The organism is Desulfomicrobium norvegicum (assembly GCF_900114595.1).
GTDB classification, from domain to species: domain Bacteria; phylum Desulfobacterota; class Desulfovibrionia; order Desulfovibrionales; family Desulfomicrobiaceae; genus Desulfomicrobium; species Desulfomicrobium macestii.
In genome coordinates, this window is sequence record NZ_FOTO01000005.1 from 69636 (window position 1) to 94957 (window position 25322).

Here is a 25322-nt window from a genome sequence, read left to right on the forward strand (position 1 = left end):
ATTTCTTGTTGGATTTGCACTTCAGACTTCATGGAGGGACTATGAACCAGACGTTATGGAAGGCAGTCCTTTGCGGCGCTCTTGCCGTTTGTCTCTGGCCCCTGGGAGCTTTCGCCCAGTTGGCAAGCGACGACAGCGAAGCGCCGGGCCGGGCGCTGGCACGGCAGACCGTCAAAAATGACGCCCAGAAATGGATCACGGCAGACCATTCCCAACATCCCATCCTGAAACAGGAATTCACGCGCCCCGAGGATGTGACCAAGGCCTGCCTGACCTGTCACAACCAGGCCGCCATGCAGCTGCACAAAACCATCCACTGGACCTGGAAGGACCCGGCCGATCCCAGCGGTGACACGGGCAAGGGCGGCATTTCGGTCAACAATTTCTGCATCAGCGTGGGTTCCAACGAGCCGCGCTGCACTTCCTGTCATATCGGATACGGATGGAAGGACAAGAACTTCGATTTCAGCAAGGCCGAACTGGTGGACTGTCTCGTCTGCCACGAACAGACCGGCACCTACAAGAAATTCCCGACCAAGGCCGGCTATCCCGTGACCAACGCGACCATGTTCGACGGCAAGACGGAGTTCCTGCCTCCGGATTACAACGCGGTGGCCCAATCAGTGGGGCGCCCGGGCCGCGACAACTGCGGAACCTGCCATTTCTACGGGGGCGGCGGCGATGCGGTGAAGCACGGCGATCTGGACTCGTCCATGGCCATGCCCAACAAGCAGCTCGACGTGCACATGGGCACGGATGGGCAAAATTTCGACTGCAGCCGTTGTCATACCACCAACGCGCACAACATCGCCGGCCGCATCTATGCCACTCCGGCCTCCACGGAACGCAAGAGCCTCCTGGAGGACGACCTGATGCCCAAGATCATGTGCGAATCCTGTCACGGCACCCAGCCGCACAAGACGAACCAGAAGGCCAATGACCACACCGACAAGGTCTCCTGTCAGGCGTGTCACATCCCGACGTATGCCCGCATCAACGCGACCAAGATGCATTGGGACTGGTCCGTGGCCGGCGACAAGAAGCGCGAAGTGAAGAAGGACGAGTTCGGCAAGCCCGATTATGATGCCAAGAAGGGTTCCTTCATATGGGGCAAAAACATGGTCCCGCGTTACGAATGGTTCAACGGCTCCATCCGGGGCACCACGGCTCGGGATGTCATCGATCCGTCCTCAACGGTGCGCGTCTCCTGGCCCATCGGCGACATAAGCGATCCCAATTCGCGCATCTTCCCCTTCAAGGTGCACACCGGCAAGACTCCTTACGACAAGGTCAACAAGACCATGGTCATCCCCAAGCTCTTCGGGCCCAAGGGCTCGGGCGCATATTGGGCCGACTTCGACTGGAACAAAGCCATCGCGGTCGGACAGGAATACAACGACCTTCCCTACAGCGGCGAATACGATTTCGTGGATACGGAATACGTCTTCCCCATTACTCACATGGTGGCGCCCAAGGAACAGGCCGTGGCCTGCGTGGAATGTCATTCCAAGGGTGGGCGGCTCGACCATCTCGAAGGATTTTACATGCCTGGCCGCGATTCGGTGCAGCTCTTGAACATGGGCGGCTGGGCCCTGGTCGCGGCATCGGCCCTGGGTGTCGCCCTGCACGGACTGGGGCGTTTCTTGAGCAGCGTCGGACGTCGCAAGGAGTAATGACATGAGCGCAAAAAAGAAAATCTATCTGTACACGCGGTTCGAGCGATTCTGGCACTGGGTGCAGTCCCTGCTCATCTTCCTGCTCCTTTTGACCGGCTTCGAGGTCCATGGCAGCTTCAGCCTCTTCGGTTTCCAGAAAGCGGTCGAGTACCACAACTTCCTGGGCCTGACCTGGGTCATCCTGTTCATCTTCATCGTTTTCTGGGTCGTGACCACGGGTGAATGGCGGCAGTACATTCCGACCACCAAGAAGCTCTTCGAGGTTATCGGCTACTACTCCTCGGGCATCTTCAAAGGGCTCCCCCATCCGGTCAAGAAGTCCAAGGAGGCCAAGCACAACCCCCTGCAACGCCTGACCTACCTGGGGCTCACCGCGATCCTCTTGACCCTGCAGATGGGCACGGGGCTGCTGTATTACCTGTATAACGACTGGGCCATCTGGAACTGGACCTTCCTGGATCTGCGCCTCTTGGCGCTAATCCACCTGGCATGCGCATTCGCCATTCTGGCCTTCATCATCATCCACGTCTACATGACCACTACCGGCCACACCCTGACCAGCCATATTTCAGCCATGTTCAGTGGCTGGGAAGAAGTGGAAGAGGGCGAGGTGGCGGACTGGGAAGTACACGAAAAACGATAGAATTCTCCCTCCAAACGCAAAACCGCGGTCTGCCTGGTGGCGGCCGCGGTTTTGCATTTTTGTTTTTGAGGGTTCGAACTGGCGGAGCTTCATGTTTTCATCAACATGACATTGTGCCAACATGGGCTGCAAAATACGGTAGGATGGTCGTTATCGGGCAACATGTCAGATCGTCATATTTAACAATTATTCAATATCTGGCGGCATTCATTGACGGGTTCTGTTGCATATCCTTCGGATCGATCTTTGTTTTGTCTTTATAATCAGCGTATTAATTTCTGCGAGAGAATATCTTGATGTTGCTGGCACGCTCATTGCGGAGTTTCACGTGTCTTTACACCGCATTTCAGGAGCCACTGTCATGAAGATTCTTCTTCTCTATCCGCATTATCCCAACACATTCTGGAGTTTCCGGCACGCTATGAAGTTTATCGGGAGAAAGGCAAGTTTCCCGCCTTTGGGCCTGCTGACCGTAGCCGCAATGCTCCCTGTCGAATGGGAAAAAAAGCTCGTCGACATGAACGTCAGGCCTTTGTCCGATGATGACCTGAAATGGGCAGATTGCGTCTTTATCAGCGCCATGACCATTCAGCGCGAATCGGTTCTGGAGATACTCTCCCGATGCCGTCGGGTTGGAGTCAAAACGGTCGCCGGTGGCCCATTGTTTACCAGTGCCCCGGACGATTTTCCGGGAGTTGACCACTTGGTGTTGGGTGAAGCGGAAGTCACTCTCGCTGCGTTCCTCCATGATCTGCAAACAGACTCGGCCCGTCATCTGTACATGGAGGAGCAACGCGCAAAATTGAGTACGACTCCTTTGCCGCTCTGGGAGTTGATCGACGTCAAAAATTATGCGTCCATGAATATCCAGTATTCACGGGGTTGTCCTTTTGACTGCGAGTTTTGTGATATTACCGCCTTGTTCGGACGCATATCCCGAACCAAAGAGGTGCAGCAGCTCCTCGCGGAACTTGAAAGCCTCCGTGTTCAGGGATGGCGCGGGGCGGTCTTTGTTGTTGATGACAATTTCATCGGTGATCGCGCCAGATTGAAACAGATAATCCTGCCTGCGCTGATTAAATGGATGAATGAGCATGACTATCCGTTCTATTTCTATACCGAGGCGTCCATCAATCTTGCCGATGACAGCCAACTGATGGAGCTCATGGTCAGGGCCGGCTTTAAGGAGGTTTTCATTGGAATTGAAACCCCCAATGAGGAGAGTCTGGCCGAGAGTGGCAAGGTTCAAAACAGGCACCGAGACCTGCTTTCCTCGGTCCATCGGATTCAACTGGCCGGACTGCAGGTGCAGGGCGGCTTCATCGTTGGGTTCGACAGCGACCCGCCGGCAATTTTTGAAATGCAGATCAAATTCATTGAAGAGAGTGGCATCGTGACCGCGATGGTCGGACTCCTGACTGCCTTGCGAGGTACCCGCCTTTATCAGCGCCTGAACCTGGAAGGGCGATTGGTCGGAGAGGCGAGCGGAAACAACACGGGGATCTCCCTCAATTTTACTCCCCATATGGATGCAGCAACGCTCATCAGCGGCTACCAGTCGATTCTGAATGCCATATATTCACCAAGAAATTTTTATCAGCGCGCTCTCAAGTTCTTAAAAATATATGATCCATTGTGTTTTGGAAAATTTCACTACCAATATGGTTATATCGGAGCTTTTTTTAAATCGATTTTATATCTCGGTATATTAGGAAAGGAAAGATACTATTATTGGAAACTTATGTTGTGGACAATTTTAAGGAAACCAAAACTTTTTCCGTTGGCAGTCACATATGCAATTTACGGATTTCACTTCAGGAAAATAGCAGAAGAGATTAACGGGACGTCTGAAATTGCTGCGGGAAAGTGATATCACGCCATCTCCCGTGTTATCCGGTCCAACATCCGTCGCTAAATAATTTGAATCAATTCAGAGAACTGGCCCTTGCGAAGGACATGTTCCCACGCAAGGGCCATAAATGAATACGCTGCAGCGGATGCGAGCGCTTGGCGTCGATTATCAATACCGCAAAATCGCGGCCAGATACTCGGGCATTGGCATTTGGTCCTGCGGCAGCGCATATACCACTGCTCCCTTGGCCAATGCCTGGATCGCCGCGAGGTCGAGCAGATCTCCGTCGTCACCCGTCTGGAAATCGTGAATTTCTGCGTGTTCTGACTGAGGATCAAACGTGCCCCACACCTGTACGCCCACGGCCACAAACAAGACTTCGATCCTTCCGTGATGAGCATAAGCCAGGGTCTGGGACAGATCCGTGGATGTTTTCCCGCTTCCTTCCAACTGGCGAAAACGCGCGACTGCCTCGTCTCTGCTCTTTTTGAAGAACGGTTCGACCAACACCCATGCCTGGGTGTGCAATTCTTCGGACTTTAGCTTGTCTGCATTGCCAGAAATTCCTGATTCAATCAGATTTTGAAGGCTGCTTGCTTCCCTGTAAATTGAAAACAGGGAATCAACTCCGGCCAGCACAAGCGGAGCGCGTACGTCTACAACAAGTTCTTTTACCCTGTCATCGATCATGCGAAACCAGCGCGACATTCTGATCTTTGTTTCGTTGCCTGCGTCCTGACCATGAAAAACCGCTGACCGTGCGTCGGAGCCGGTTCCTGAAGGAGTGCCCGTATGGAACTGCAATTGTTTGTCAGTTGCTCCGTCCGGAATGGTTTCTTCCAGGTTTTGCGGCAGGTCGCCGAGGTCGACTTCATCGATGCTATGCTGCGTGCACTCCAGGAGCCGGACGTTATTCTGGCTGAGCGTCAGGACATAAAAAACACCGTCTGCGGCCTGAATGGGCAATAGCGGTTTGACATGAAACCGTTTGGAAACAACCGTCAGCTCTTCAAAAGTCACAGGCAGCCTGAAAAAACCAAATTTCTCGGCTGAAAAAAACATGGCCAAACCATCGCTTTGGTGATCCCAAAATGATCGATCCTGAATCAGGGCTTCCGGTTCCGCGAGCATCTTCTGCCTTTCCGCATTTTCGACCCCATTTTCGACGAGTATCTTTTCAGCTTTTCGCAAAATATTTTTGAAACGTATCGAATTCTGTTCTGTTTCTCTCCCGGCCCGAAATGTCGGCAGGAAAAGAGAAACACACCATCCTGAATTTTCATTCAAAAATAAACTCTGAAAATCATCGTGCAGTATTCTATCCATGAGTACCTCGCTCAAGTTAGTAGTTTATGTCTCGATAAAAATTAACATATTCATTGGAATATAATTTTAAAAAGAATCATTACAATCAGTATAATATATCAAATAGATTGAAATTTCTTTAAGAATACACGTCATTATTTGTTTTGGCAACTTTCACTTGTTAAATTTGCGTCAAAAAATCTATTGTTTCCGGTAAGGGCTCGGACAGGCTCTCCATGATGCAGAGTCTAGTCATCTGCGCGATACCGTCCCTGGCCACGGGCAGCATGATGATCTTCGTCTCGCGCAGCCTTCAAAAACTCAAAGGCAAGAGAGCTGGGAGAACAATATGATATTCAGGGAGTTTCTCAGCGATGCCCAGGTAACTTTGCAAGAAGGATAAATTTGTGTTATACAATGAATATGAGTTAACTCTATTGGGAAATTATGAATTCACATATATCGAAAAAAATTCTTACATATTCAACCAGATAATCATTTCATATTTAAGTGTATGTGATTGATTTTCATATGTTGACAGATAATATCGTAATCGGTTGTTTTCAAATGAATTTGTGATTTTTTAATCGATATGATATATATAAATGAATTTATATGAATTTGTTCAAAGCGTGTCTGTTGATTTCTATATCAATGGAATCATTAAATCACGCTCAAACCAAGGAGAAAAGTCATGAGTATGAAAGACGCCTATGTGAAGAAGCTGCAGAGCAAGCTGGACGAATGGAATGCTGAAATCGACAAGCTCAAAGCCAAGGCTGATTCCGCAGATGCCGATGTTCAGTTGGAATATTACAAAAAGATTGAAGAGCTGCGGACGATGCAGGATGAGGCAAACCAAAAGCTCGATGAACTAAAAAAAGCCAGCGATGACGCATGGGAAGATCTCAAGGCTGGCGTCGACAACGCATGGGATTCCCTCAGTAGTTCTTTCAAGTCTGCTGCGTCACATTTTCGTCGATAATGACGAAACCGAACAAATCTCAAACCATAACCAGGAGACGAGTTATGCGAAAAAAAACGTTAATTATCACTATGATTGCAGTTCTGATGCTCTTTTTTATCCCGGCTTCACAAACTAAAGCCGGTAATGACACCGTCACTTCACGGGATGTCAAAGCGGAAACGAAGGAAATGATCAATACCCTTCAGCAATACACCATCGATCAGCGCGATCAGGCAATGAAAGAGGCCAAGCAGGCAATGGATAATATTGACGCGCGGATTGACGAACTGGAAAGTCGTGTTGACAACAACTGGGACAAGATGACCCAGGCGGCCCGCGAGGAAGCCAGAGCTAATCTGAAGGCTTTGCGCCAGCAGAGAAACGAGTTGTCCGAATGGTACGGAAGTTTCAAGAACAGTTCTGAAGATGCTTGGGAACAGATGAAAAATGGATTTTCAGATGCCTATCAGGCGTTGAGCGATTCTTGGGAAAAAGCCAAAAGCGAATATGATGCAGAGAAGAAGTAATAATGCTCGAGGTGTTTAGCCTAAAATACCAGTTGAATAATGTAAGTACAATCGGCGCAGCATTGCGCCGATTGTACTCATTTTGACATTTGTCAGTAATATATATGGGAAAATGCATTGGTATTCGTTGTTGGTGCCTTTCATGCCACCTGGGTTAACCAAAAACTCCTGGCGAACGGGAGCGTGGTTGGGGAGCAAGATTTCAGTTGCCGGAGCATGGCTCAGGGACCTTTGTCAAATTCGATGATGCGCGGAAAGTTCTGCGCATCTCCCGGTTTTGCCTGATGGCGCAGGGGGCTGTCCTTACTGAGTCGGCCCCCCATGTTGTAGCTGAACGTCGTAACTGGCTCGTGTCGCAGCCAGTAGCCGCTATAGACGGCACCGCTTTGATCGTAAGCGGAGTGGAAGTGCAGGTACTCCTCCTGCGGTGTGGGCCTTTGCTGCAACCAGGGCTGCGGTGCGTCGGCAAAAAACAGGGGGGTAATCCGCTGCTCGCTCCGTGGTAGCGGGCGAACTCTCGCCAAGGTGGAGAGCACCGCCTCGCCTCTGTAGAGCAGGGTGTCATCCGGTAATTGGTCGGTATAGAACTGCCCCTCGTTGTAACAGACAAACGTCAGCCTGCTTAAATCATCCCCCTGCAATGGCTTGAAGTAGTAGCCGACAAAAGGACCGAACGACAGGCTCTGCCCTTGATGAGTGAATTCCAGCCGCGCATAGTAGCCGCGCGGCGGAATCAGATCCGCAGCCAGGATCTGGCTGGGCACCGACAGCATCAGCAGGAGGCAGGCGCTCATTTGGAATCTACGCATCCTGTTGTCTCCAAAGGCGTCCGATCAGCCAGACGCCGACACCGAAAAAGATGATCAGGAAGCCGAGGGCTGCTGCCGGGTGTCCGAACCAGTCTGCGAGTGTCAGCTGCCCCATGTTGGTCGGCATGTAGAGGATTGGAATGAGGCTTTCGTGCAGGTGGGCAAAAGCGGCGGCACCTGCCAGCCCACCGAGTAGGGTGAAGATGGCATCCATGCGCCCTTCGCCCACTGCTGCCCAGCAGGTGCCGGGACAGTACCCGGAGATTCCCCAGCCAATACCGAAGATGACGCCCCCAAGGCCGGTGCCAACCAGACTGATCGGCAAGACGCGGGTGACGGCGCCACCGGCTGCATCTAGGAAAAACAGGCCGGTGGCGGAAAAGATTACCACCAGGAGCATGAACTGGGGGATATGCGGTTCCTGCATCAGGTGCGCCAGCGCCATTTTCTGGGGATTGGTGGCCCCAACGCGCTGAATGACAAAGCCGAACGCCGTGCCGGCGAAGAGTCCTAGCCATATGTCAATCATGATGTGCTCCTCCTGCGTTTGTAGAGCAGCCGTGCGGTCAGCATGGCGACGGCGAAGATGACCGCGCCGAAATAGAGGCCGCTGAGAGAGAGCTGGGTCGCCCCGGAAAGAAAGAGCCCAAGGGTGCAACCGCCCGCCAGGCGTGCCCCGAAAAGGATCAGGAAGCCGCCGAGAAAGGCGCTGCCGAAACGCTTGAGCCGTCCGGCCCCGAAACGCTCCCGCCAGATTTGTGGTACGTCTTCGATTTCACGGCTGAAAGTGCGACCGCCGACGAAGCCTCCGAGCGCCATACCCAGAACAAAGGCCATCAGCCACGACCCGGGTCCCGGCATCATCCGGTAATGCGCCTTGCCGGCGGCATACTCAGGCGCGAACTGCATAAAAAATCCTTTGAGGGTGGTTACAAATCCGCTGGAGGAAGCCGGCGGGCCGAAGCTGGCGAAGATGAACAGCATGATTCCGGCCAGGGCAATGGCACTGGGCAGGATAGGCCAGTAAGGAGCGTTGCTCTGTTTCTTGGGTTGCATGGCTTAACCTCCACAGGAAATGTATTTTTTGCCGCCAGTGGAGTCGGCGTCGGGCGTATCCTCTTGCGAGGTTTGACCGGTCGCAGCCGCAGGCTCCGTCTTTGGGCCTGCTGAATCTGCCGGATTCCTTTTGCCGGGCGTTGGCAATGCCTGGCCGGACATCTTCCGGGGATTGGTTTCCGTTGGATAGTAGCGCTCCGGCCGTCCCCAGCCATACCAGGAATTGTCGTACAACTGCACATCTTCAAAGCCCATCAGGCGCAGGATAAAGTAGCTAAAAGAGCCGCGACGACCGGAATGGCAATAGACGATCACCGCTTTGTCCGGATCAAGACCGCGGTAGAGCTCGGCCAGTTCGGCGTAGCTTTTGATCGCCTTGCCTTGCTTGTCGACCCAGTTGCTTTCGTAGTTGATATTGTAGGCTCCGGGAATATGCCCGGCTTTCAGCGGTGTCCCGTCGAGCCCGGTATTGAGGGCTTTACCCAGGTATTCTTCTTCTGAGCGAACATCGATCAGCTGGTAGTAGGGGTCGCCAAGGCGCGGGGATATGAAGGCTTCGTCAGCGATCTTTCGCGTGTCTATCTCTTTGGCCGGAGCCTGGTAGAGCAGTGGCTCGCGCTGCGCTGGACTGTTGACGACCTCGCCGCCTGCGTCCAGCCAGCCATCAATGCCCCGTTCGAGGATGGCCATTTTCTTGTGGCCGAGAAGGTCCAGAATCCAGAACAGATATGATGCGGTGGCCCCGCCATCTCGGGCCACCGCGTCATACAGCACGAGCTGGTCGTTTCGGAAGATTCCATGCTGCCCGAGGATTTTCTGTGCCTCCGCAGTGCCGATGAAGGTGCCGCCGATATTGGTCGCCGAATAATCCTGGCGGAACAATGACCAGGGCAATCGGATCGCCCCAGGTATCATTTTGCCGTCGAAATGCTCGTCGCTGCGGACGTCTACAATCACCACTGGTTCGTCCTGGACGCGTTGCCGCAACTGGTCTGCGGTGATCAGGTACGAGCTGCTTGGATAGGCGGGCGGCTTGGTGTCCTCCACAGCGGCAAATGCCCAGCTCACGCCGAGCAGCAAGGCTACGGCGATCAGTAGGTAACGGATTGAATGTGGGTTCTGCATAATATCCTCCTCGGATCCAGAAGATTTTCTTTCGCATACCATGTAGGCAGAGTTGGTTCGAATTTAAATTATAGCCCTAGCCGGATGGCGCGATATAATTTGACTATAACCATTGCACATGCTCCAGGAAAATGCAAACAGCCGCAGTATATTTCCTGCAACTCAAGCTATTTTACATATGAAAAAATCAAATTTTTTGATTATCTATTGGCAGTTAGCATTCATTTTAATTAAAAAATTATGTTTTTAGCCACAGATAGCGAATTATGCGAACATTTTGGCAATATGAGCAAATAGTTACTCATTTTCGGCGCGTCTGCGCAATCTTCGGGCAACAGTGACAAAAATTGATCGTCAGTTCATCAACCGGATCGACCGGGACCATTCATCGCTGCGGTTTGCTGATTGGAGTTGCTGACTCATTTTAGGCTGCTTTCGAAAAGCTACGCGAAATGGCCAACCCAATCGTCTCTTCCACCCCTCTTCTCTTGTCCATGAACCTGAAGTTCCTCTCCCCGTTCTCGGCGGCACATACGCTCAGACCTTGAAAAACCCGTGATATTCCACGTAACCATTAGATATTGAGGATTTCGTTGGAGGTTATTGCCCCACGCCGTCACTTTTTTTTCGCATTTTTACCATGGACTCGGTCTGTTGCAGACAGAAGAGCTCGTATTTCCCATTCGGCACGCACCTTGCGATATGAACTTCTGGCAAAGAAAAAGATCAAGTTTGCATCGTGTTCATGATGATAGCGGAGGCTATGCCAAAATACATTGAATTATCGCTGGAATTTCCGTGGATTGAAGCAATAGAGGGCAATGAGATGGTGAGTGATAATTGTTTTGGCTGGCATGAAGGGGAAAGGTGCAGGCAACTTGGACGCCAAAGAGCTTGAAACTTTTATCGCCGTGGCACAGACGCGGCAGTGGGACCGGGAAAAATCCGTTAGGGCCTGTGCATGAGGCATGGCGGATTAATGAACTGATACCGGCGATTACGTGAAGAAGCCGATGCAGGATTGCAGCGGCGAAGAGATCACACAGAAATGGCTCTACCATCTGGGCGTGCCGGTCGATGACATTCCCGAACTGGCCGCAACGGGTGCGATGACCGTGCCGGTGATGATGCCGTACGTGACCGCCTTCTTCATGCCTCGCCAGGCCGGTGATCGCCCGGACGTGGTGCCTGAGGGCGCTGTAAACTTCGCCTTCATTGGGCAGTTCGCGGAATCCAGGGAGCGCGACTGCATCTTCACCACCGAGTATTCCGTACGAACGCCGATGGAGGCTGTCTAGACACTGCTCGACGTCGAGCGCGGCGTGCCGGAGGTATTCAACTCGACCTACGACATTCGCATGCTCCTGTCCGCGACAGGCCGCCTGCGTGACGGCAAGGAGATCGACATCCCGGGTCCTGCATTCGTGCGCAATCTGCTGATGAACAAGCTCGACAAAACCCAGATCGGCGCACTGTTGCGCGAGTTCGGTATTGTCGGGGACGATTAAGATTTTCTCCGAGAAGTTTGCTGAAACGAGAGAGGTACACTAAAATGGAAAAGGGAGAAGATTCTTCTGTCATGGTTTATCTTAATGGTCTTGGCTTGTGCTCCATTGCTTATGCGATGTCTCTAGAGCTTGATGGGCTCCACGAGTACGAGGACGCTTCCAGGTGAATTCTTAATATTTAATCAAAGGTGGTTAGCTATGAAAATTCTTATTGTTCTTACTTCTCATGACCAACTTGGCAACACCGGAAAGAAGACTGGTTTCTGGCTGGAAGAGTTCGTGTCACCCTATTACGTGTTCAAGGATGCCGGAGCAAAGATCACGCTGGCCTCGCCCAAGGGGGGACGGCCGCCGCTTGATCCGACCAGCGAACTTCCCGAAAATCTGACCGAATCAACCAAGCGCTACAGCAAAGACGAGGCTGCGCAGGCTGAACTTGCTGACACGAAAAAGGTAGCTGATGTGTCCGCGGAAGATTTCGACGCAGTCTTCTACCCCGGTGGTCATGGTCCGATGTGGGACCTGGTCGATAACAGGGAATCCATCGCGCTGATCGAATCCTTCGTAAAGGCTGACAAGCCGGTCGGTGCAGTGTGTCACGCGCCGGTCTCATTAGTTAATGTGCGCGGGAAAGACGGTGAATATCTTGTCAAGAGTAAACGCGTGACCGGTTTTACCAATGCAGAAGAAGAAGCCGTAGGCTTGACCGATGTCGTACCTTTTCTATTGGAAGACCGACTAAAGGAACGCGGTGGCCTCTACAGCAATGGCGCTGACTGGGCGCCGTACGTCCAGGTGGACGGCAAGCTTGTGACCGGCCAGAACCCGGCCTCGTCGAGACCTGCGGCGGAAGAGTTGCTCAAGCTGCTTCGTTCTGTTTGAACTGATTTTGCAACAATCGACAGCAAATGAAAGCAAAATAACTATCGTATATGACCACTGGGGTTGAATATGACGTTTTTTCACCTATCTACTAATGTGAGATTAGTGGTGTTCTATCATATATATCGTCAGTAATGTCAGGATGATAAGTGTTATAAAGGTCTGCTCTGTAAAAAAGGAATAATAGTTGCTTCTTATTTATAAAATGGTGTTTTAAAATGCGTCACCGTTTTTTATGGGGTCCTCGTTATGGACTAAACAGCACAGAGAGAAAGGAGCAAAATATGAAATGAAAATCTTTGATGATGTCGCATATGATGGGCGGGCCCGGCGGCATGGGAAAAATGATGGGGCAAATGAGTGCCGGAATGAAAGGCGTCCCGGCGCACCCCGCAGCATGGCTCGCATGTTTGAGGGCCTGAACCTGACGCCCGAGCACTGGGCCAAGTGCGCGGTCTGGTACAGGACCGATTGGTGATAATGGCGGATCTTTGGGCGCAGCGAATAAAACTGTAAATCGAGATGGCCGGACTACGCTGGAAAAGAGAGATAAACACCTAATAAGTAAAATGAGTTTTTGCTAAGAAAGCTGAAGCCAAGGCCGAGATGTTTCTGACGAGTTTGGATTACTTTCGCAAACTAAAATGTGTCCTCCATCAGAAACAAATCAAATAAATGGATACTCATGGGCTATAATCAGCATCTATTGCATTGAAAATATATGGCCTTTGAGAATATAAAGGCTCATATACTGAGCAGAAAGGAGATTGATCATGAGAAAGATAATATTTAGCTTTATGTTAATATCGCTTTTGCTGGCAGCCCCTTTGTGGGCGGCTGATAATCAATCGGTGCAGACACAAAACCCATCCTATTCAGGTTCCGGATACGGAACTGAAGGCATGGGGCCGGGAATGATGGGCCAAGGATCGGGGTACCACGGTCGAGGATCTGGAATGATGGGCCATGATCGCGACATGGGCCGTGGGATGCGCGGGTATGGTAGAGAGATGGGGCCTGACCCGCAAGGCTGGCAGGACATGCCCCCTGAGCAGCGCAAGCAATGGCGCGAGAGGCGTTCCCAGTTTATGCAGGAGATCTTACCGTTGCGACAGGAGTTGAGCGCGAAACAAATGGAGCTGGAGACGCTCTGGGAACAGGAAAATCCAGATACTGAGAAGGTAAAGGCGCTGTCGGATCGCATAGCGGAACTGCGCTCCAAATTGGATCGGAAACATGACGAATATCTGACCCAGTGCCGACAGGCGTTTGGAGACCGCGGCTGGACTTGTCCGGGCGGCGGTCGATGGTGATGTTGAGATTCAAATTAAGGTTAAGGAGAAGAACAAATGAACGTTGATCTTGCAGTAACGCGGTCATTTAAGCATTGTTCGATTATTTAGACGCAGCTGAAATAATTGGGGATTCCCTATTCCATCCGGTACGCGGAAGATGACGTCGAGTTCCAGAATAAACACAACATAAAGGGGGCGCCAAATATCCTGGTGGACGGTGAAATGATCTTCAGGGGAATGCATACTATTTCCGATCTGAGGGCGTACTTCAAGAAGAATACTTGAACATCTTACCGACAGTGCATGCAACCTCTCGGCGAAAGGTTGCAGCACTGTCAGGACGTTTAAACTGATGTAATGGTTCTTATGTTTAAAATCTGTTAATGTTAGAATTGCGTCCGGATTCATAGGAATTATGCCGCTAAGTGGTCTGATTGCATCGGATTTTTGGCTTGGCAATCAATTTTACTGGATACATCACGTTGGTTTTGCGTTGGTCTTTGAGGGCATTGTGATGGTAAACTGGGCTCACTGGATTCGTAAGGAAGAGGCTAAGCGCACGCAGCAAGAATATACTCAATTCCACGCTTGCCCTTGCTGATGACACATATGGCCGCCATCAATATCGTCATTACGGAAAAACTGATCAATTAAAATATTCGATAATAATGATATAGTTGCTTGCTTCAAGGCGGAGGTCAACCAATCGGAAGAACGAAAAAGGCCAGAACGGCAAGGGGATAAAAACCATGAACAGCAATTCCGGACAAACCACATCGATCTGGATGGCAACAGGGCAAGAGCCTGAATCAACTCCGCTGAGCGAGAATATGCATGCTGATGTGTGCATTGTTGGCGCCGGGATAGCGGGAATGACGACCGCATACTTACTGTCACGCACGGGCAGGACAGTGATTGTCCTGGATGATGGGCACATTGGGGGAGGGATGACGGAGCGTACGACGGCGCATCTTTGCAATGCGATTGACGATCGCTACTTCGAGATTGAGCATCTTCACGGCGAAAAGGGGGCGATATTGGCGGCCGAGAGTCACACTGCGGCGATCGATCGCATTGAGGCCATTGTCGTTGAAGAAGGAATTGACTGTGAATTCGAACGCCTCGATGGTTACCTCTTTGTCCCGCCGAATGGCTCTAAAGATGTGCTCGAACGTGAACTTAACGCAGCACATCGCGCCGGACTCACGGATATTGACCGCGTCGGGCGGGCACCAATCGATGACTTCGACACCGGTATGTGCTTGTGCTTTCCGAGGCAGGCCCAGTTTCATCCCATGAAGTATCTGGAAGGGCTAAAGTACGCTATTGAGCGCAACGGTGGGCGCATCTTCACTGGGACGCATGCCGGAAAAATTGAAGATGGAGCGCGGATTGAAACAGACAGTGGGTTCGCAGTTACTGCCGATGCGATTGTCATGGCTACCAATACTCCAGTCAATGATATTGTTACAATTCACACCAAGCAGTATTCTTATACAACATATGTTATTGCAGCGAGGATTCCCCGTGGATCTGTTACAAGAGCGCTCTACTGGGATACGGACGATCCGTATCATTATATCAGGGTGCAGAGTGTTTCAGCCCAGGATGGAGACGATTACGATCTTCTGATCGTCGGCGGCGAAGATCACAAATCGGGACAGGCTGACGACGGCGACCAGCGCTACGAAAATCTTGAAGGCTGGGCACGGGAGCGATTCCCGATGATTGAGAATATAGAAATGCGCTGGTCAGGTCAGGTCATGGAGCCTGTTGATGGCCTGGCTTTCATCGGGCGCAACCCCGGAGACCAAAACGTCTACATCATAACGGGTGATTCGGGGATGGGCATGACGCATGGCACCATTGGCGGAATTCTTGTCACGGAATTGATTGTGGGGGACCCGTGCCCTTGGGAGTCGCTTTACGATCCTTCACGAATCACTCTGCGCACTTCTCTTCAATATGCCCGGGAGAATATCAATGTCGCCGTGCAGTATTTCGAGGGCTATTTGAGCGGTGGTGACGTTGACTCGCCCGAAGAGATTGCTCCCGGAGAAGGCGCGATCGTTCGTCGGGGAATTGCGAAGGTTGCTGTCTACCGTGATGAGGAAGGAACCCTGCATGAACGCTCGGCCGTGTGCCCACATCTCGGAGGTATCGTCAGTTGGAACACTTCGGAGAAAACCTGGGATTGTCCGTGTCACGGTTCACAATTCGACAGCTATGGCAGGGTCATTACCGGGCCGGCGAACAGTGACCTTGGGAGTGCGAAGGACGAGTAGGAGATTGAGCGGAAAACACACACGGGCTTTTCAGGAATCGGGAGTTTTGCTGCCGGACGAGGCTCGCGAAGTCACCTTCCCTCACGGGGTGCCTGTTCGCATGATAGAAAGCGAAGAGGCTGCGGAATCAGCCGAACCAGTCCTGAAAAAGCCGGCCGCCGAGCCCGAAAAAGAACAGGCGCGTAAATCCTGGACTCCTGGGGAAAATCTCTTAACTTCATCGTCGTCCGCGGATACCAGTTGAAGGCGCGCGGGAGCCTATCAAAAGGGGGGATCGTGGATCAGGCCGATATCGAAAGGTTATTGCATGAAAACGCTTGAAACTGTGCTTTCGCAGCTGAGTAATCTGTATGAATTCAACAAAAAGTTGAAGTCATGTACATTACAAAGTTTGAGTCGGATCAGAACCGAAAATCATCCTCGTCCGATAATGACGATCCGGCCCCCGCTTTATCCCGGCACGTCACTGTCGAGTAGTCACATGAATCAGATCATTCCCGTCTTTCTGAGCGCCGTGGCCGCGAACACGCCGCCTATCGCGCCGCCCACGGCCTGGATCACGTTGGGCAGGATCTCCGCCACCGCGCCCTGCAGGCCAATGTTGGGCATCAGCGTCTCTCCGATGAAATAGGCTCCGACCATGGCCAGTCCGCCCAGCCCGAGCATGATGTAGCGGGCGGTTCCGGTCCTGCTTGCGGCCACCGCCGCCAGCGCTCCTTCCGCGCCCTTGGCGACAAGCGTCAGGGGCGCGAAGACCGCGAACCCGCCCAGGATGTCGGCCAGGGCCGAACCGATGCCGCAGGCGCCCAGCGCCCAGATCACGCCCTGTCTCGGGTTCATGAAACCAAGGACCAGTCCGCCGAATACCACGGCCACGTCTCCCACGTTGAAATACCCCCGGCTTGGCAGCGGGATGCGCACGAAGAGGGTGGTCAGGCAGGTCAGGGCCACGATGGACAGGGCGGCGATCTTGATGTTTTTCATCTCTCTTTCCTCAGGTATCTGGTGCGGTGGTCAAACAGGGCCTGGGTCTTTTCGGCCTGGTCGTAAATGCTGATGTAGGCGGCCACGATGACCGCGCAGAGCCGCTGGAACCTGCTCCAGCGTCGGCCGTCGAAATGCGGGGTCAGGTCCATGAAAAAGCGGTAACGGTGCAAGAGGGGAGTACATTTTTCCATCACGGCCTTCAAGACGATGGCGTTGCGTCGCCCTCCCGCGCCAAGGGGGAGATGGACGAGGTCGCGAAAGGTGATGGCTTCAAGGCCGATCTTCACCGCCAGGAAGGAGTTGGGAAAGACCACGGCTTTTATGAGTGAGTCATGAATCCAGTCATTGCGGCCGAGCAGCTCGGCCCACTGAAAAATCGCGCCGAAAAGGATCAGGGACAGCACGAACGGCAGAATGAACCACACGGCCTGCATGGTTCCCCTGAGGCCATTCCTCCAGACGCTGACAGCCAGGAATGCAAGCAGCAACCCGGCCTGCAAGTCCACCTGCTCATATCCGGCGCCGAAGACGAAAAAGCGGAAATAGGCCCCGAGCAGACCGAAGATGGCGAGCAGTTTCAACGTGGCCATAGCTGTGTGATCCTCAGGTTGACGTCCTGTCCCTGCTGCCTGTCGAAGCGCAGTTCGAAGCCGTGGGAAAATTCGGCGCATCTCTCGCGACGCGGCAGATGCGAGACCTGCACGACCCAGTCGAATCCGGGCAGGTTCAGGGTCTGCATTTGCTCATCGCTGACATATTTATCGAACTCATCGAGAATGATGAGCTCCCGGCACCCGCTGGTCCTGACCCAGGCCACGGCCATGTCCGCCAGGGTTTCGGGGACATCGTGCCCAAGAAGCGCAAGTGTGGTGCGGATGGTGTTTTGCTGCAGATCCATGTCCTGGGCCAGATAGAGCAGGCTGTGCTTCCCGCGCAGGCTTGGGATGAGAACATGCTCCACAAAGGTGCTCTTGCCCGCGCCGTTGTCGCCGCTCAGATACAGGCAACTGTGCCTCGGCAGCGCAAGCGCGCGGTCCAGGATGAAGCTGAGCCCCGCGTGCGGGACGGAATATGTCTGGGCGGCAAGTTCAAGCATGATCGGCCACGGGTTTGGGTCCTTCTTCGGTCAGGAAAAATAGCGAGGCGTCCGGAATAAGGGCGGCGAACCTGTCCAGAAGCAGTTCGCGGTTGCGTGGGGACAGGGTCTCCAGCACACGGACCAGCAGGATGGAGAGCCTTTCTTTTGGGAGCAGGTGCATGAGCAGCAGGCAGCAGATGATGCTCTGCTCGCCCCCCGAATAGGACGAAAGCTTGCGGCCGCGCTCCAGTTGCAAGCCAAAAAGCGCGCACTCCCGGGAGATGTCGGAAAACATTCCGTCGTCCGCTCCGAGGAGCAGGATTTCATCCTCCAGCGTGGTGCCCACGAAGAGATTGTGCGTGTCGATGACGCAATGGTCATGGCCATATTCCGTCAGGATCGCGAAGCTCATGGGCGTTCCTGTGGCCAGGCGGGCCTTGTTTTGCTTGACTGGGGCAGGCGGTGGTGCAAAAGAGTTGTCCCATGATAAAATACAGTATCGAATGCTGGCTCTACAATGATCTGGAAGATAGGTTTCTGTTGCTGCGCTGCCCCGTGACCCATCGCCACGACGAATACTGGCAACCCGTCACCGGGGGCCGTGGCCCTGACGAACCCTGCATCGAGGCCTGCCTGCGTGAAGTCCTGGAAGAGACGGGCGTCACGCTGAGCGAGGAGCAGCTTGAAGTCGTCATTCCGGAATTTTCTTTTTGCATCCCCGACGCGCGCATCGAGCTGCGCAAGCCCATCTATCTGGCCCGCGTCAGGATCGAGCAGGTGGTCCTCTCCGCGGAACATATCGGTTATTACTGGTTTGACGCCCGGGATGTCGATTCCCAGCTGCACTGGGATTCCAACCGGGAATCGTTTCGTCAGGTTTTGGCCCACACCCGTTCCTAATCGACCTTCGCTTTGGACAGGGCTTCCAGATAGGTTACGATCTCAGGCGCATCCCACTGGGCCATGCCCGTATGTCCGAAGACCACCCGGCCTGTGCGGTCGAAGATGTATGTCGTCGGCAATCCTTCGGGATCCAGCTCCGGCGGCACGGACGAGGTGAAGACGTAGAGGGGCATGGTCAGGGATTTTGCCAGCGGGTCCCGGCGCACTTCCTCCAGGGTTTCCTTGCTGATGCAGAGCACTTGAACCCTGTCGTCGTCCTGAAATTTCTTCCACAGATTCTCCAGAAAAGGCATCTCCGCCCGGCACGGCGGGCACCAGGTGGCCCACAGATTGATGACCACGACCTTGTCGCGCAAGTCTTCGAGGGCAAAGCTTTTTCCCTCAAGATCGGTAAAAGTTCCGCGCAGGTCGCCCAGGAGTGTCATGCGCGGCAGGGCCGGGGCCTCCTCGGCCGAGTTGACGCCGCTCACCAGCAGCAGGGCCGCTCCGGCCTCCAGCAGCAACAACAGCAGGACCGAGCACAAAAATCCGGCAATGGGTTTGCTTGCGATGCTATTCATGCGTCTCCGGGGTCAGCCAAGACCAAGGCTTGATTTCAGGATCTGGATTTCGGTGTCGGTCAGTGCGCGCCATTTTCCGGGTTCAAGGCTCCCCAGGTGCAACGGTCCGAGTTCGACCCGACGCAGGCGCAGGATGGTCAGCCCCAGATCGCGGCACATGCGGCGGATCTGGCGGTTTACTCCCTGGCGCAGGGTCATGCGCATGAGCGTTGCCCCATTGGCGTCGGGGGCCGTATCGACCTCCACCGGAGCCAGCCGTTCCCCTTCCTGCAGACGCATGCCCTGGCGCATGATGTTCAGGGACCTTTCCGTCACCGCCTCGCGCACCAGGACCTCGTATTTCTTGGCGTGCTCGTAGCTGGGGTGTGTCAGGCGCAGGGTCACCTCACCGTCATTGGTCAGGAGCAGCAGGCCCTCGGACATGTAATCGAGCCGTCCCACGGGAAAGAGCCGCTGCGTGCGCAGCTCTTCAGGCAGCAGATCGACGACGGTCTTGCGGCCCTGGGGATCGTTGACCGTGGTCACGGTGTGCACGGGCTTGTGCAGCATGATGTAGGAACAGGAAGCGTCCTGCTTGGCCATGACCACGGCTCCGTCAAGGAGCACCGTGTCCTGGCCGGGTACGACCCTGGTTCCGGGTTCGCGCTGGATGAGTCCGTTCACGCAGACTCGTCCACTCTGGATCAGGGCGTCGGCTCCACGGCGGGAGGCCAAGCCGGCATCGGCAATATATTTGTTCAAACGAACGGGGCTGTTTTCTGGCATGGGCGAACAAATAGGAAGATCGTGAGCACAGGGCAAGCAAAAAGGCGCGTCGGCACTAAAAACCAGGGGCTCCATGCGGAGCCCGTGTATCCGGTGTGTCAGGGAACAGCCACGAATCTGGCCAAGGGAGCCATGCGGGCCTTGTGCAGGGCAAGAGTTTTCCCATCGCAGGCGAAATTGTCCGTCATGGCCAGCATCTCGAAAAACTCCTGCTCCATATCCATGTCCGGACAGGCCATCATGGTGCTGGCCAAGTTCGTGAAACGGATACGGTTGCCAGCCTTCAGTTCATAGGGGCCGCTGATGCTGTTGCAGCCGCCGAAACCCGAGATGCGTCCCTCCTTGGAATGAAGGTGGATGAACGGAACACGTTCATTCTCCGTCACGGGCTTCCCAAAGAGTTCCACCAATCTCCAGCGGGTATCGAGAATGCATTTTCCCGTCAGGTCCAAAGCCGTGGCGGCCTGCTTGCGCAGCTGGTAGTTTTCGGCCAGGTCGCCGGTGATGACTCCGCCAGTCATGTCGAGATGGAACAGGACGTTTTCGCCGACCTTGTAGGCGGGGGATTTGTCGTCGTCCAGAATGATGGCGGCTCCGTCGGGGCTCCAGGAAAAAACGCCCGTTTGTTCAAAGGTCCCGTCCTTTTTGTCCTCGTAACGGGTCACGAGTACATAGGTCTGGTCCGGGTTCAGGGTCATGGTGGTGTGGATGCCGGGGCAATCGGCGCAGGGCAGGGTGCCAACGTAAATTCCGGCCCAATCAAGTGAATCGCGGCTGGAATGCTCTCCGCGCGCATGCATGCAACCGAGCAGCGCCGTGCAGGCGAAAATTGCCAACAGGATCATTTTTTTCATTGTATTTTCCTATAGTTTTGGCTGCAATGCGGCTGCAATGCCTTCCTCTTCCTGCCTGTCCGGGCCGCGCGTGATGCACAGGTCATGGATCAGGCCGTTCGAAACGGAGTAGATCCAGCCGTGCAGATAGAGGTTGCGGCCACGCTGCCACGCCTTGCGCACGATGCTGTTCAGGGCCAGGTTGCGGATCTGCAGCTTGACGTTGAGTTCGCACATGTCGTCGAGGTTCGGACGCCCCTTGCGTTCCATCAGGTCATGCACGTTCTCCAGCCAATGGGCCAAAAGACCCGGGGTCTGGTCTTTCATGACCGCCTCGATGCCGCCGCAGCCGTAATGGCCGCAGACGATGATGTGCTTCACCTTGAGCACGTCGATGGCGTATTGCAGGACGCACATCAGGTTTATGTCGGTATTTATGACCTGGTTGGAGATGTTGCGGTGCACGAAGACCTCGCCGGGCATGACGCCGATGAGCTGGTCGGCGGGCACCCGGCTGTCGGAACAGCCTATCCACAGAAATTTGGGCCTGTGCTGGTTCTCCAGCTTGCGGAAGAAGCCGGGAATGTTCTTTTCGACGTTCTGGGCCCATATCTTGTTGTTATCGAGCAGTTTGCTGATTTCTTTCATTTTCGTCCTGTCATGAGGGTTTGGGTGTCACATGTAACTACCCATTTAGGACCCGAGGCGCAACGCTTCGTGTCGGGGTTGAAACATGAGGCCGTGCGGGTGGACCGGATGGTCCGGATGGTGTAGACAAAAAACAGGATCAATTTTCGGAGAAGTCCGGCTCCCGCGCCGGCACACCCTGCCTGCCCCGTTCCGGGGTCGGCGGTCCCGCCACTCCCCGCGCCGTTCCATCAAGCTCCCGCTCCGCCGGAACAGGCGTGGTTTGTTTGTTTCCGACATACCTGCGAGGTGGACATGATCATGAACAGCTCTCGATGGTGCGCTGACGTTTTTCGGGAGGACCACCGACGAGTCCTCGCTTCCGTGCAGAACGCCGCCGATCTGGATGCCGCGCGCAAGGCTTTTTACCACTACGTGACCGAGCGTCAGTACGAGATTCATTTCGACGAGCCGGAACACTCCTGCTTCGAGATGGCCGTGGCCCGCGATTGTGCCCGGGTCCTGCGTTCCGTTCTGGCCGGGAGTTCCGATGCCCGGGTCGGCTTCAGCGTGACCCAGGCCCTCTGGGACCTCTCGCGGGGGATCGCGCGCCCGGATCTGTCCCGGGCCTTCTTCGCCGAATTCTCCCACCTTCTGCACGGGCTGAACGGGACTCCCGAAGGTATCGGGCTCGACGCTTCGGCCTTGGGCGACATCAGCGGCCGCGAGGCGGCTCTGATCAGGTCCCGGGAGCTCGATCGGATATGGGAGGGCATCGAGGCGGCCATGGCGCGCTACCAGAGCGGATTGGAACCCGAGGCCATGAAACGTCGGGGCCAGCGACGCAGGCGGGTCCAGAAGGCCTTGGGCGCCACCGATCAGCAGTGGGGGGACTGGCGCTGGCAGGTTCGCGCCATCATCGAGGATCCCGAACGCCTGGCGGCGGCAGTGACCCTGCGGGAACACGAGCGCGCGGCCGTTGAGCGGGCGGTGGGCTCCGGACAGCCCTTCGGCATCACGCCCTATTACGCCTCCCTCATGGACGACGATCCCGAATCCGGACGCGATCGGGCCGTGCGCGCCCAAGTCATCCCTCCCGTTTCCTATGTGGACTGCATGGCCGTTCACGGTGACAGGCGCGCCGAGGCCTTCGATTTCATGCGCGAGGCCGACACCTCCCCCGTGGATCTCGTCACGCGCCGCTATCCGGCCATAGCCATACTGAAGCCCTTCAACACCTGTCCACAGATCTGCGTGTACTGCCAGCGCAACTGGGAGATCGAACGGGCCATGGCTCCCGGTGCCATGGCCTCCAGGGCGGATCTGGAAAAGGCCCTGGGCTGGATCAGGGAGCATCCGGCCATCAAGGAAGTACTGGTCACGGGCGGAGATCCCCTGGCCATGGGCGACGGTCCCCTGGAGCGTATCATGAGGGGGGTCGCCGACATCCCGCATGTGGAGCTCATCCGTATCGGCACGCGTACGCCCGTGACCCTGCCCATGCGCATCACTTCCGCTCTGGCCCGTATGCTCGGCTCCTTCCGCGAGCCCGGTGTGCGTGAGGTCTGCCTGGTGACCCATGTGGAGCACGTCTCCGAGGTCACGCCCGAGTTCGTGGCGGCCGTGGATCGCCTCAGGCGAAGGGGACTGAGCGTCTACAACCAGCTCGTCTTCACGTTTTACGTCTCCAGGCGCTTCGAATCCGCGGCCCTGCGCCGACTGCTGCGCAAATGCGGGGTGGAGCCCTATTACACCTTCGCGCCCAAGGCCAAGGAGGAGATGGACGAATACCGCGTGCCCATCGCGCGCATCATGCAGGAACAGCAGGAGGAGGCACGGCTCTTGCCCGGCATGCGTCGCACCGACGCGCCCGTGTACAACGTGCCGGGTCTGGGCAAGAACCATCTGCGCGCGGCCCAGAACCGCGACGTGGTTTCCATTCTCCCGGACGGCTCGCGGGTCTACGAGTTCCACCCCTGGGAGAAGAACATCGTCGAACGCGACTCCTACATCGGGCAAGACGTGCCGATTCTTACATATCTGGAGCGTCTGGCTGCCATCGGTGAGGATCCGGCGGAGTATTCGAGCATCTGGTATTATTACTAGGCCGAAAAAAAGCCTCCCCTGGAAAGAGGAGGCTTCATGTGCCTGCGGGAGTCCGTGCCGATGATGGGCCGTGGTGTGAAGTCAGAAAGGCATGGATTCCCTGTTTCGCGGGAATGACGCTGATGCGGGGCGCTCCGCCTGTGCATCATCCCGCGAAACAGGGTCCATCAGGATCAGCGGGGCCCCTGCCTTTTGTGAGACCTTGGAACGGCTGTTCACGTTTCGCACGTTGACCGCGAAACAACGATGTCATCCCCGCGAAGGCGGGGATCCACGCCTTTCAACCGCCCCCTCTCTTCGGCAGGATGCCTTTCAGCCCATCCGCATCAGTCCGCCAGGACGAACTTGCCGGCCTTGACCTGGACCATGACCATGGAGTCCACGTCCAGGCCGTTGTGATCCTCGGGGGTCAGGTTGTAGATGCCCGAGATGCCGACATAATTCTGAGTGCTCTCGATGGCCGCGCGCAGGGCTTCGGGTTCGGTGCCGGCCTTTTCGATGCCCTTGGCGATGAGCATGATGGCGTCCCAAGCGTAGCCCGAGTGGGTGTTGATGGGGAACTGTTTGTCGTAGCCCTTCTCGATGTACAGCTTCACGAATTCCTGGATACCGGCCTTCTGCGGATCCGTGTCCGGCAGCTCGTCCACGACCATGAGCTTGGTGGCGGGCATGCGGTTGCCTTCGCTCGCGGGACCGGCCAGCTCGATGTACTTGGGATCGGGCAGGCCGTGGCACTGGAAAAGGGGCAGGTCGATGCCGAGCTGTGCCACGTTCTTGGCGCTGATGGCGCCGGCCGGGCCGGTGGTCCAGACCACGAGGGCCAGGGGGCCTGCGTTCTTGGCCTTGGTCAGCTGGGCAGTCATGTCGGTGTCGCGGGCGCCGAAGGATTCCTTGATGAGGATCTCGATGCCGAATTCCGGGGCAAGCTGCTCCATCCAGCGCATGCCGTCCTTTCCGAAGCCGTCGTCAGCCGAGAGCAGGGCGATCTTGGTCAGGCCCTTGTCTTTGAGATAGGTGAAGAGGCGCTCAACCGCGATCTTGGAACGCTGGGGCGATTTGAAGACCCAGTCGAAGGGGCCGAACTTGCCGCCCATGATGACCGGATCGCCACCGACGGTCATGACGATGGGGATCTTGGCGGAATGAACGATTTTCTTCACATTCATGCCCGTGTCGGTCAGGGTCGGTCCGATCAGGGCCACGACCTTGTCCTTGTAGATGAACTTGGTGGCGATATTGGCGGATTTGGCCGGATCTCCCTCGGTGTCGGCGATGATCAGCTCGATCTGCTTGCCGCCGATCCCGCCCTCGGCGTTGATTTTGTCGACCAGCATCTCGGCGACCAGCTTGCTGGGAGTGCCGATGAAGGACGCTCGACCCGACAGGTCGAAAAAAGCGCCCAGCTTGATGGTGTCCTCGGCCAGGGCCGGGGAAGCCAGCAGCATGAGACAGCTCAGAAAACCGAAAATTTTGCGCATGTCATTTTCTCCTCTTCAAATTGATTGATGCCGTGATGGCCCGGTCTTTACTGCC

At 55.0% G+C, this 25322-nt stretch carries 25 protein-coding genes and 2 pseudogenes; 13 read left to right on the forward strand and 14 right to left on the reverse strand.

The genetic code is table 11. The features are described 5' to 3' along the window. The first annotated feature begins 41 nt into the window (after positions 1-41). From BMZ24_RS09345 to BMZ24_RS09355, 3 genes are all read left to right on the forward strand, one after another. Positions 42-1673: a tetrathionate reductase family octaheme c-type cytochrome gene (locus tag BMZ24_RS09345; protein WP_092191581.1), complete on the forward strand. Its 1632-nt coding sequence runs from the start codon at positions 42-44 to the stop codon at positions 1671-1673. Between the two features lie 4 nt (positions 1674-1677). Further along, positions 1678-2319, forward strand: coding sequence for a cytochrome b/b6 domain-containing protein (locus BMZ24_RS09350; RefSeq protein WP_092191583.1), 642 nt, complete (start codon positions 1678-1680; stop codon positions 2317-2319). 361 nt (positions 2320-2680) lie between these two features. Then, positions 2681-4189, forward strand: coding sequence for a B12-binding domain-containing radical SAM protein (locus tag BMZ24_RS09355; RefSeq protein ID WP_092191585.1), 1509 nt, complete (start codon positions 2681-2683; stop codon positions 4187-4189). A gap of 150 nt (positions 4190-4339) precedes the next feature. Here the strand turns inward: BMZ24_RS09355 and BMZ24_RS09360 are convergent, their stop codons facing one another. After that, entirely contained in the window at positions 4340-5497 is a 1158-nt protein-coding gene (locus tag BMZ24_RS09360) for a baeRF7 domain-containing protein (RefSeq protein WP_092191588.1), read from the reverse strand. Between the two features lie 673 nt (positions 5498-6170). Between BMZ24_RS09360 and BMZ24_RS09365 the strand changes: the two genes are divergently transcribed. After that, the gene (locus BMZ24_RS09365) at positions 6171-6461 is read left to right on the forward strand and encodes a sll1863 family stress response protein (RefSeq protein WP_092191590.1); all 291 of its coding nucleotides are present in this window, start codon (positions 6171-6173) and stop codon (positions 6459-6461) included. 44 nt (positions 6462-6505) lie between these two features. Then, positions 6506-6970: a sll1863 family stress response protein gene (locus BMZ24_RS09370; protein ID WP_092191592.1), complete on the forward strand. Its 465-nt coding sequence runs from the start codon at positions 6506-6508 to the stop codon at positions 6968-6970. 221 nt (positions 6971-7191) lie between these two features. Here BMZ24_RS09370 and BMZ24_RS09375 read toward each other — a convergent pair whose 3' ends face one another. From BMZ24_RS09375 to BMZ24_RS09390, 4 genes are read right to left on the reverse strand one after another with little or no spacing between them, the layout of a single operon-like run. Further along, positions 7192-7779 carry a hypothetical protein gene (locus BMZ24_RS09375; protein WP_208599824.1) on the reverse strand — a complete coding sequence of 196 codons (588 nt, stop codon included), beginning with the start codon at positions 7777-7779 and terminating at the stop codon, positions 7192-7194. Then, the gene (locus BMZ24_RS09380) at positions 7772-8308 is read right to left on the reverse strand and encodes a YeeE/YedE thiosulfate transporter family protein (protein ID WP_092191594.1); all 537 of its coding nucleotides are present in this window, start codon (positions 8306-8308) and stop codon (positions 7772-7774) included. The genes BMZ24_RS09375 and BMZ24_RS09380 overlap by 8 nt, the downstream gene beginning before the upstream one ends. Continuing rightward, positions 8305-8835, reverse strand: a complete 531-nt coding sequence (locus BMZ24_RS09385; RefSeq protein ID WP_092191596.1) for a YeeE/YedE thiosulfate transporter family protein — start codon at positions 8833-8835, stop codon at positions 8305-8307. Before BMZ24_RS09385 ends, BMZ24_RS09380 begins: the two co-directional genes overlap by 4 nt. 3 nt (positions 8836-8838) lie before the next feature. After that, positions 8839-9960, reverse strand: a complete 1122-nt coding sequence (locus BMZ24_RS09390) for a sulfurtransferase (RefSeq protein ID WP_092191598.1) — start codon at positions 9958-9960, stop codon at positions 8839-8841. 998 nt (positions 9961-10958) lie between these two features. Here BMZ24_RS09390 and BMZ24_RS20120 point away from each other — a divergent pair. From BMZ24_RS20120 to BMZ24_RS09415, 6 genes and pseudogenes are all read left to right on the forward strand, one after another. After that, positions 10959-11258, forward strand: a pseudogene (locus tag BMZ24_RS20120) (oleate hydratase); the annotation flags it as partial. Positions 11259-11282: 24 nt separating this feature from the next. Further along, the gene (locus BMZ24_RS20125) at positions 11283-11468 is read left to right on the forward strand and encodes a hypothetical protein (protein WP_244150327.1); all 186 of its coding nucleotides are present in this window, start codon (positions 11283-11285) and stop codon (positions 11466-11468) included. Between the two features lie 198 nt (positions 11469-11666). Continuing rightward, positions 11667-12350: a type 1 glutamine amidotransferase domain-containing protein gene (locus BMZ24_RS09400; protein WP_092191600.1), complete on the forward strand. Its 684-nt coding sequence runs from the start codon at positions 11667-11669 to the stop codon at positions 12348-12350. A 773-nt stretch (positions 12351-13123) separates the two neighbouring features. Further along, positions 13124-13663, forward strand: a complete 540-nt coding sequence (locus tag BMZ24_RS09410) for a periplasmic heavy metal sensor (protein WP_092191604.1) — start codon at positions 13124-13126, stop codon at positions 13661-13663. 352 nt (positions 13664-14015) lie between these two features. Next, positions 14016-14246, forward strand: a pseudogene (locus BMZ24_RS20490) (DMT family transporter); the annotation flags it as partial. A gap of 148 nt (positions 14247-14394) precedes the next feature. Then, positions 14395-15930: an FAD-dependent oxidoreductase gene (locus tag BMZ24_RS09415; protein WP_092191606.1), complete on the forward strand. Its 1536-nt coding sequence runs from the start codon at positions 14395-14397 to the stop codon at positions 15928-15930. A 486-nt stretch (positions 15931-16416) separates the two neighbouring features. On the opposite strand, the gene BMZ24_RS09425 is transcribed toward BMZ24_RS09415, so the two are convergent. Genes BMZ24_RS09425 through BMZ24_RS09440 form a run of 4 tightly spaced genes read right to left on the reverse strand, consistent with a single transcriptional unit; the run spans position 16417 to position 18407 of the window. Further along, a complete protein-coding gene (locus BMZ24_RS09425; protein ID WP_092191608.1) occupies positions 16417-16914 on the reverse strand; it encodes an ECF transporter S component in 498 nt (165 codons plus the stop codon). Then, a complete protein-coding gene (locus BMZ24_RS09430; RefSeq protein ID WP_092191610.1) occupies positions 16911-17507 on the reverse strand; it encodes a hypothetical protein in 597 nt (198 codons plus the stop codon). Before BMZ24_RS09430 ends, BMZ24_RS09425 begins: the two co-directional genes overlap by 4 nt. After that, complete coding sequence (locus BMZ24_RS09435) at positions 17495-18013, reverse strand: hypothetical protein (RefSeq protein ID WP_092191612.1); 519 nt, start codon at positions 18011-18013, stop codon at positions 17495-17497. Before BMZ24_RS09435 ends, BMZ24_RS09430 begins: the two co-directional genes overlap by 13 nt. Then, positions 18006-18407 (reverse strand): hypothetical protein, encoded by a 402-nt coding sequence (locus BMZ24_RS09440; protein WP_092191614.1) that lies wholly within the window; start codon positions 18405-18407, stop codon positions 18006-18008. The genes BMZ24_RS09435 and BMZ24_RS09440 overlap by 8 nt, the downstream gene beginning before the upstream one ends. Positions 18408-18478: 71 nt before the next feature. Here BMZ24_RS09440 and BMZ24_RS09445 point away from each other — a divergent pair, with 71 nt between their 5' ends. Then, positions 18479-18895, forward strand: a complete 417-nt coding sequence (locus tag BMZ24_RS09445) for an NUDIX hydrolase (RefSeq protein WP_092191616.1) — start codon at positions 18479-18481, stop codon at positions 18893-18895. On the opposite strand, the gene BMZ24_RS09450 is transcribed toward BMZ24_RS09445, so the two are convergent. The 4 genes from BMZ24_RS09450 to BMZ24_RS09465 all read right to left on the reverse strand — a co-directional run bounded on the left by BMZ24_RS09450 (position 18892) and on the right by BMZ24_RS09465 (position 21704). Then, positions 18892-19458 carry a TlpA family protein disulfide reductase gene (locus BMZ24_RS09450; RefSeq protein WP_092191618.1) on the reverse strand — a complete coding sequence of 189 codons (567 nt, stop codon included), beginning with the start codon at positions 19456-19458 and terminating at the stop codon, positions 18892-18894. The genes BMZ24_RS09445 and BMZ24_RS09450 overlap by 4 nt on opposite strands. Positions 19459-19470: 12 nt before the next feature. Then, positions 19471-20223, reverse strand: coding sequence for a pseudouridine synthase (locus BMZ24_RS09455; RefSeq protein WP_092191620.1), 753 nt, complete (start codon positions 20221-20223; stop codon positions 19471-19473). Positions 20224-20321: 98 nt separating this feature from the next. Beyond that, positions 20322-21077: an META domain-containing protein gene (locus tag BMZ24_RS09460; RefSeq protein WP_092191622.1), complete on the reverse strand. Its 756-nt coding sequence runs from the start codon at positions 21075-21077 to the stop codon at positions 20322-20324. A 9-nt stretch (positions 21078-21086) separates the two neighbouring features. Then, on the reverse strand, positions 21087-21704 hold the full coding sequence (locus BMZ24_RS09465) for a carbonic anhydrase (protein ID WP_092191624.1): 618 nt from the start codon (positions 21702-21704) through the stop codon (positions 21087-21089). Between the two features lie 300 nt (positions 21705-22004). Here BMZ24_RS09465 and BMZ24_RS09470 point away from each other — a divergent pair, with 300 nt between their 5' ends. Then, complete coding sequence (locus tag BMZ24_RS09470) at positions 22005-23789, forward strand: KamA family radical SAM protein (RefSeq protein WP_161949107.1); 1785 nt, start codon at positions 22005-22007, stop codon at positions 23787-23789. Between the two features lie 326 nt (positions 23790-24115). On the opposite strand, the gene BMZ24_RS09475 is transcribed toward BMZ24_RS09470, so the two are convergent. Continuing rightward, positions 24116-25267, reverse strand: coding sequence for an ABC transporter substrate-binding protein (locus BMZ24_RS09475; RefSeq protein ID WP_092191628.1), 1152 nt, complete (start codon positions 25265-25267; stop codon positions 24116-24118). Positions 25268-25322: the final 55 nt, after the last annotated feature.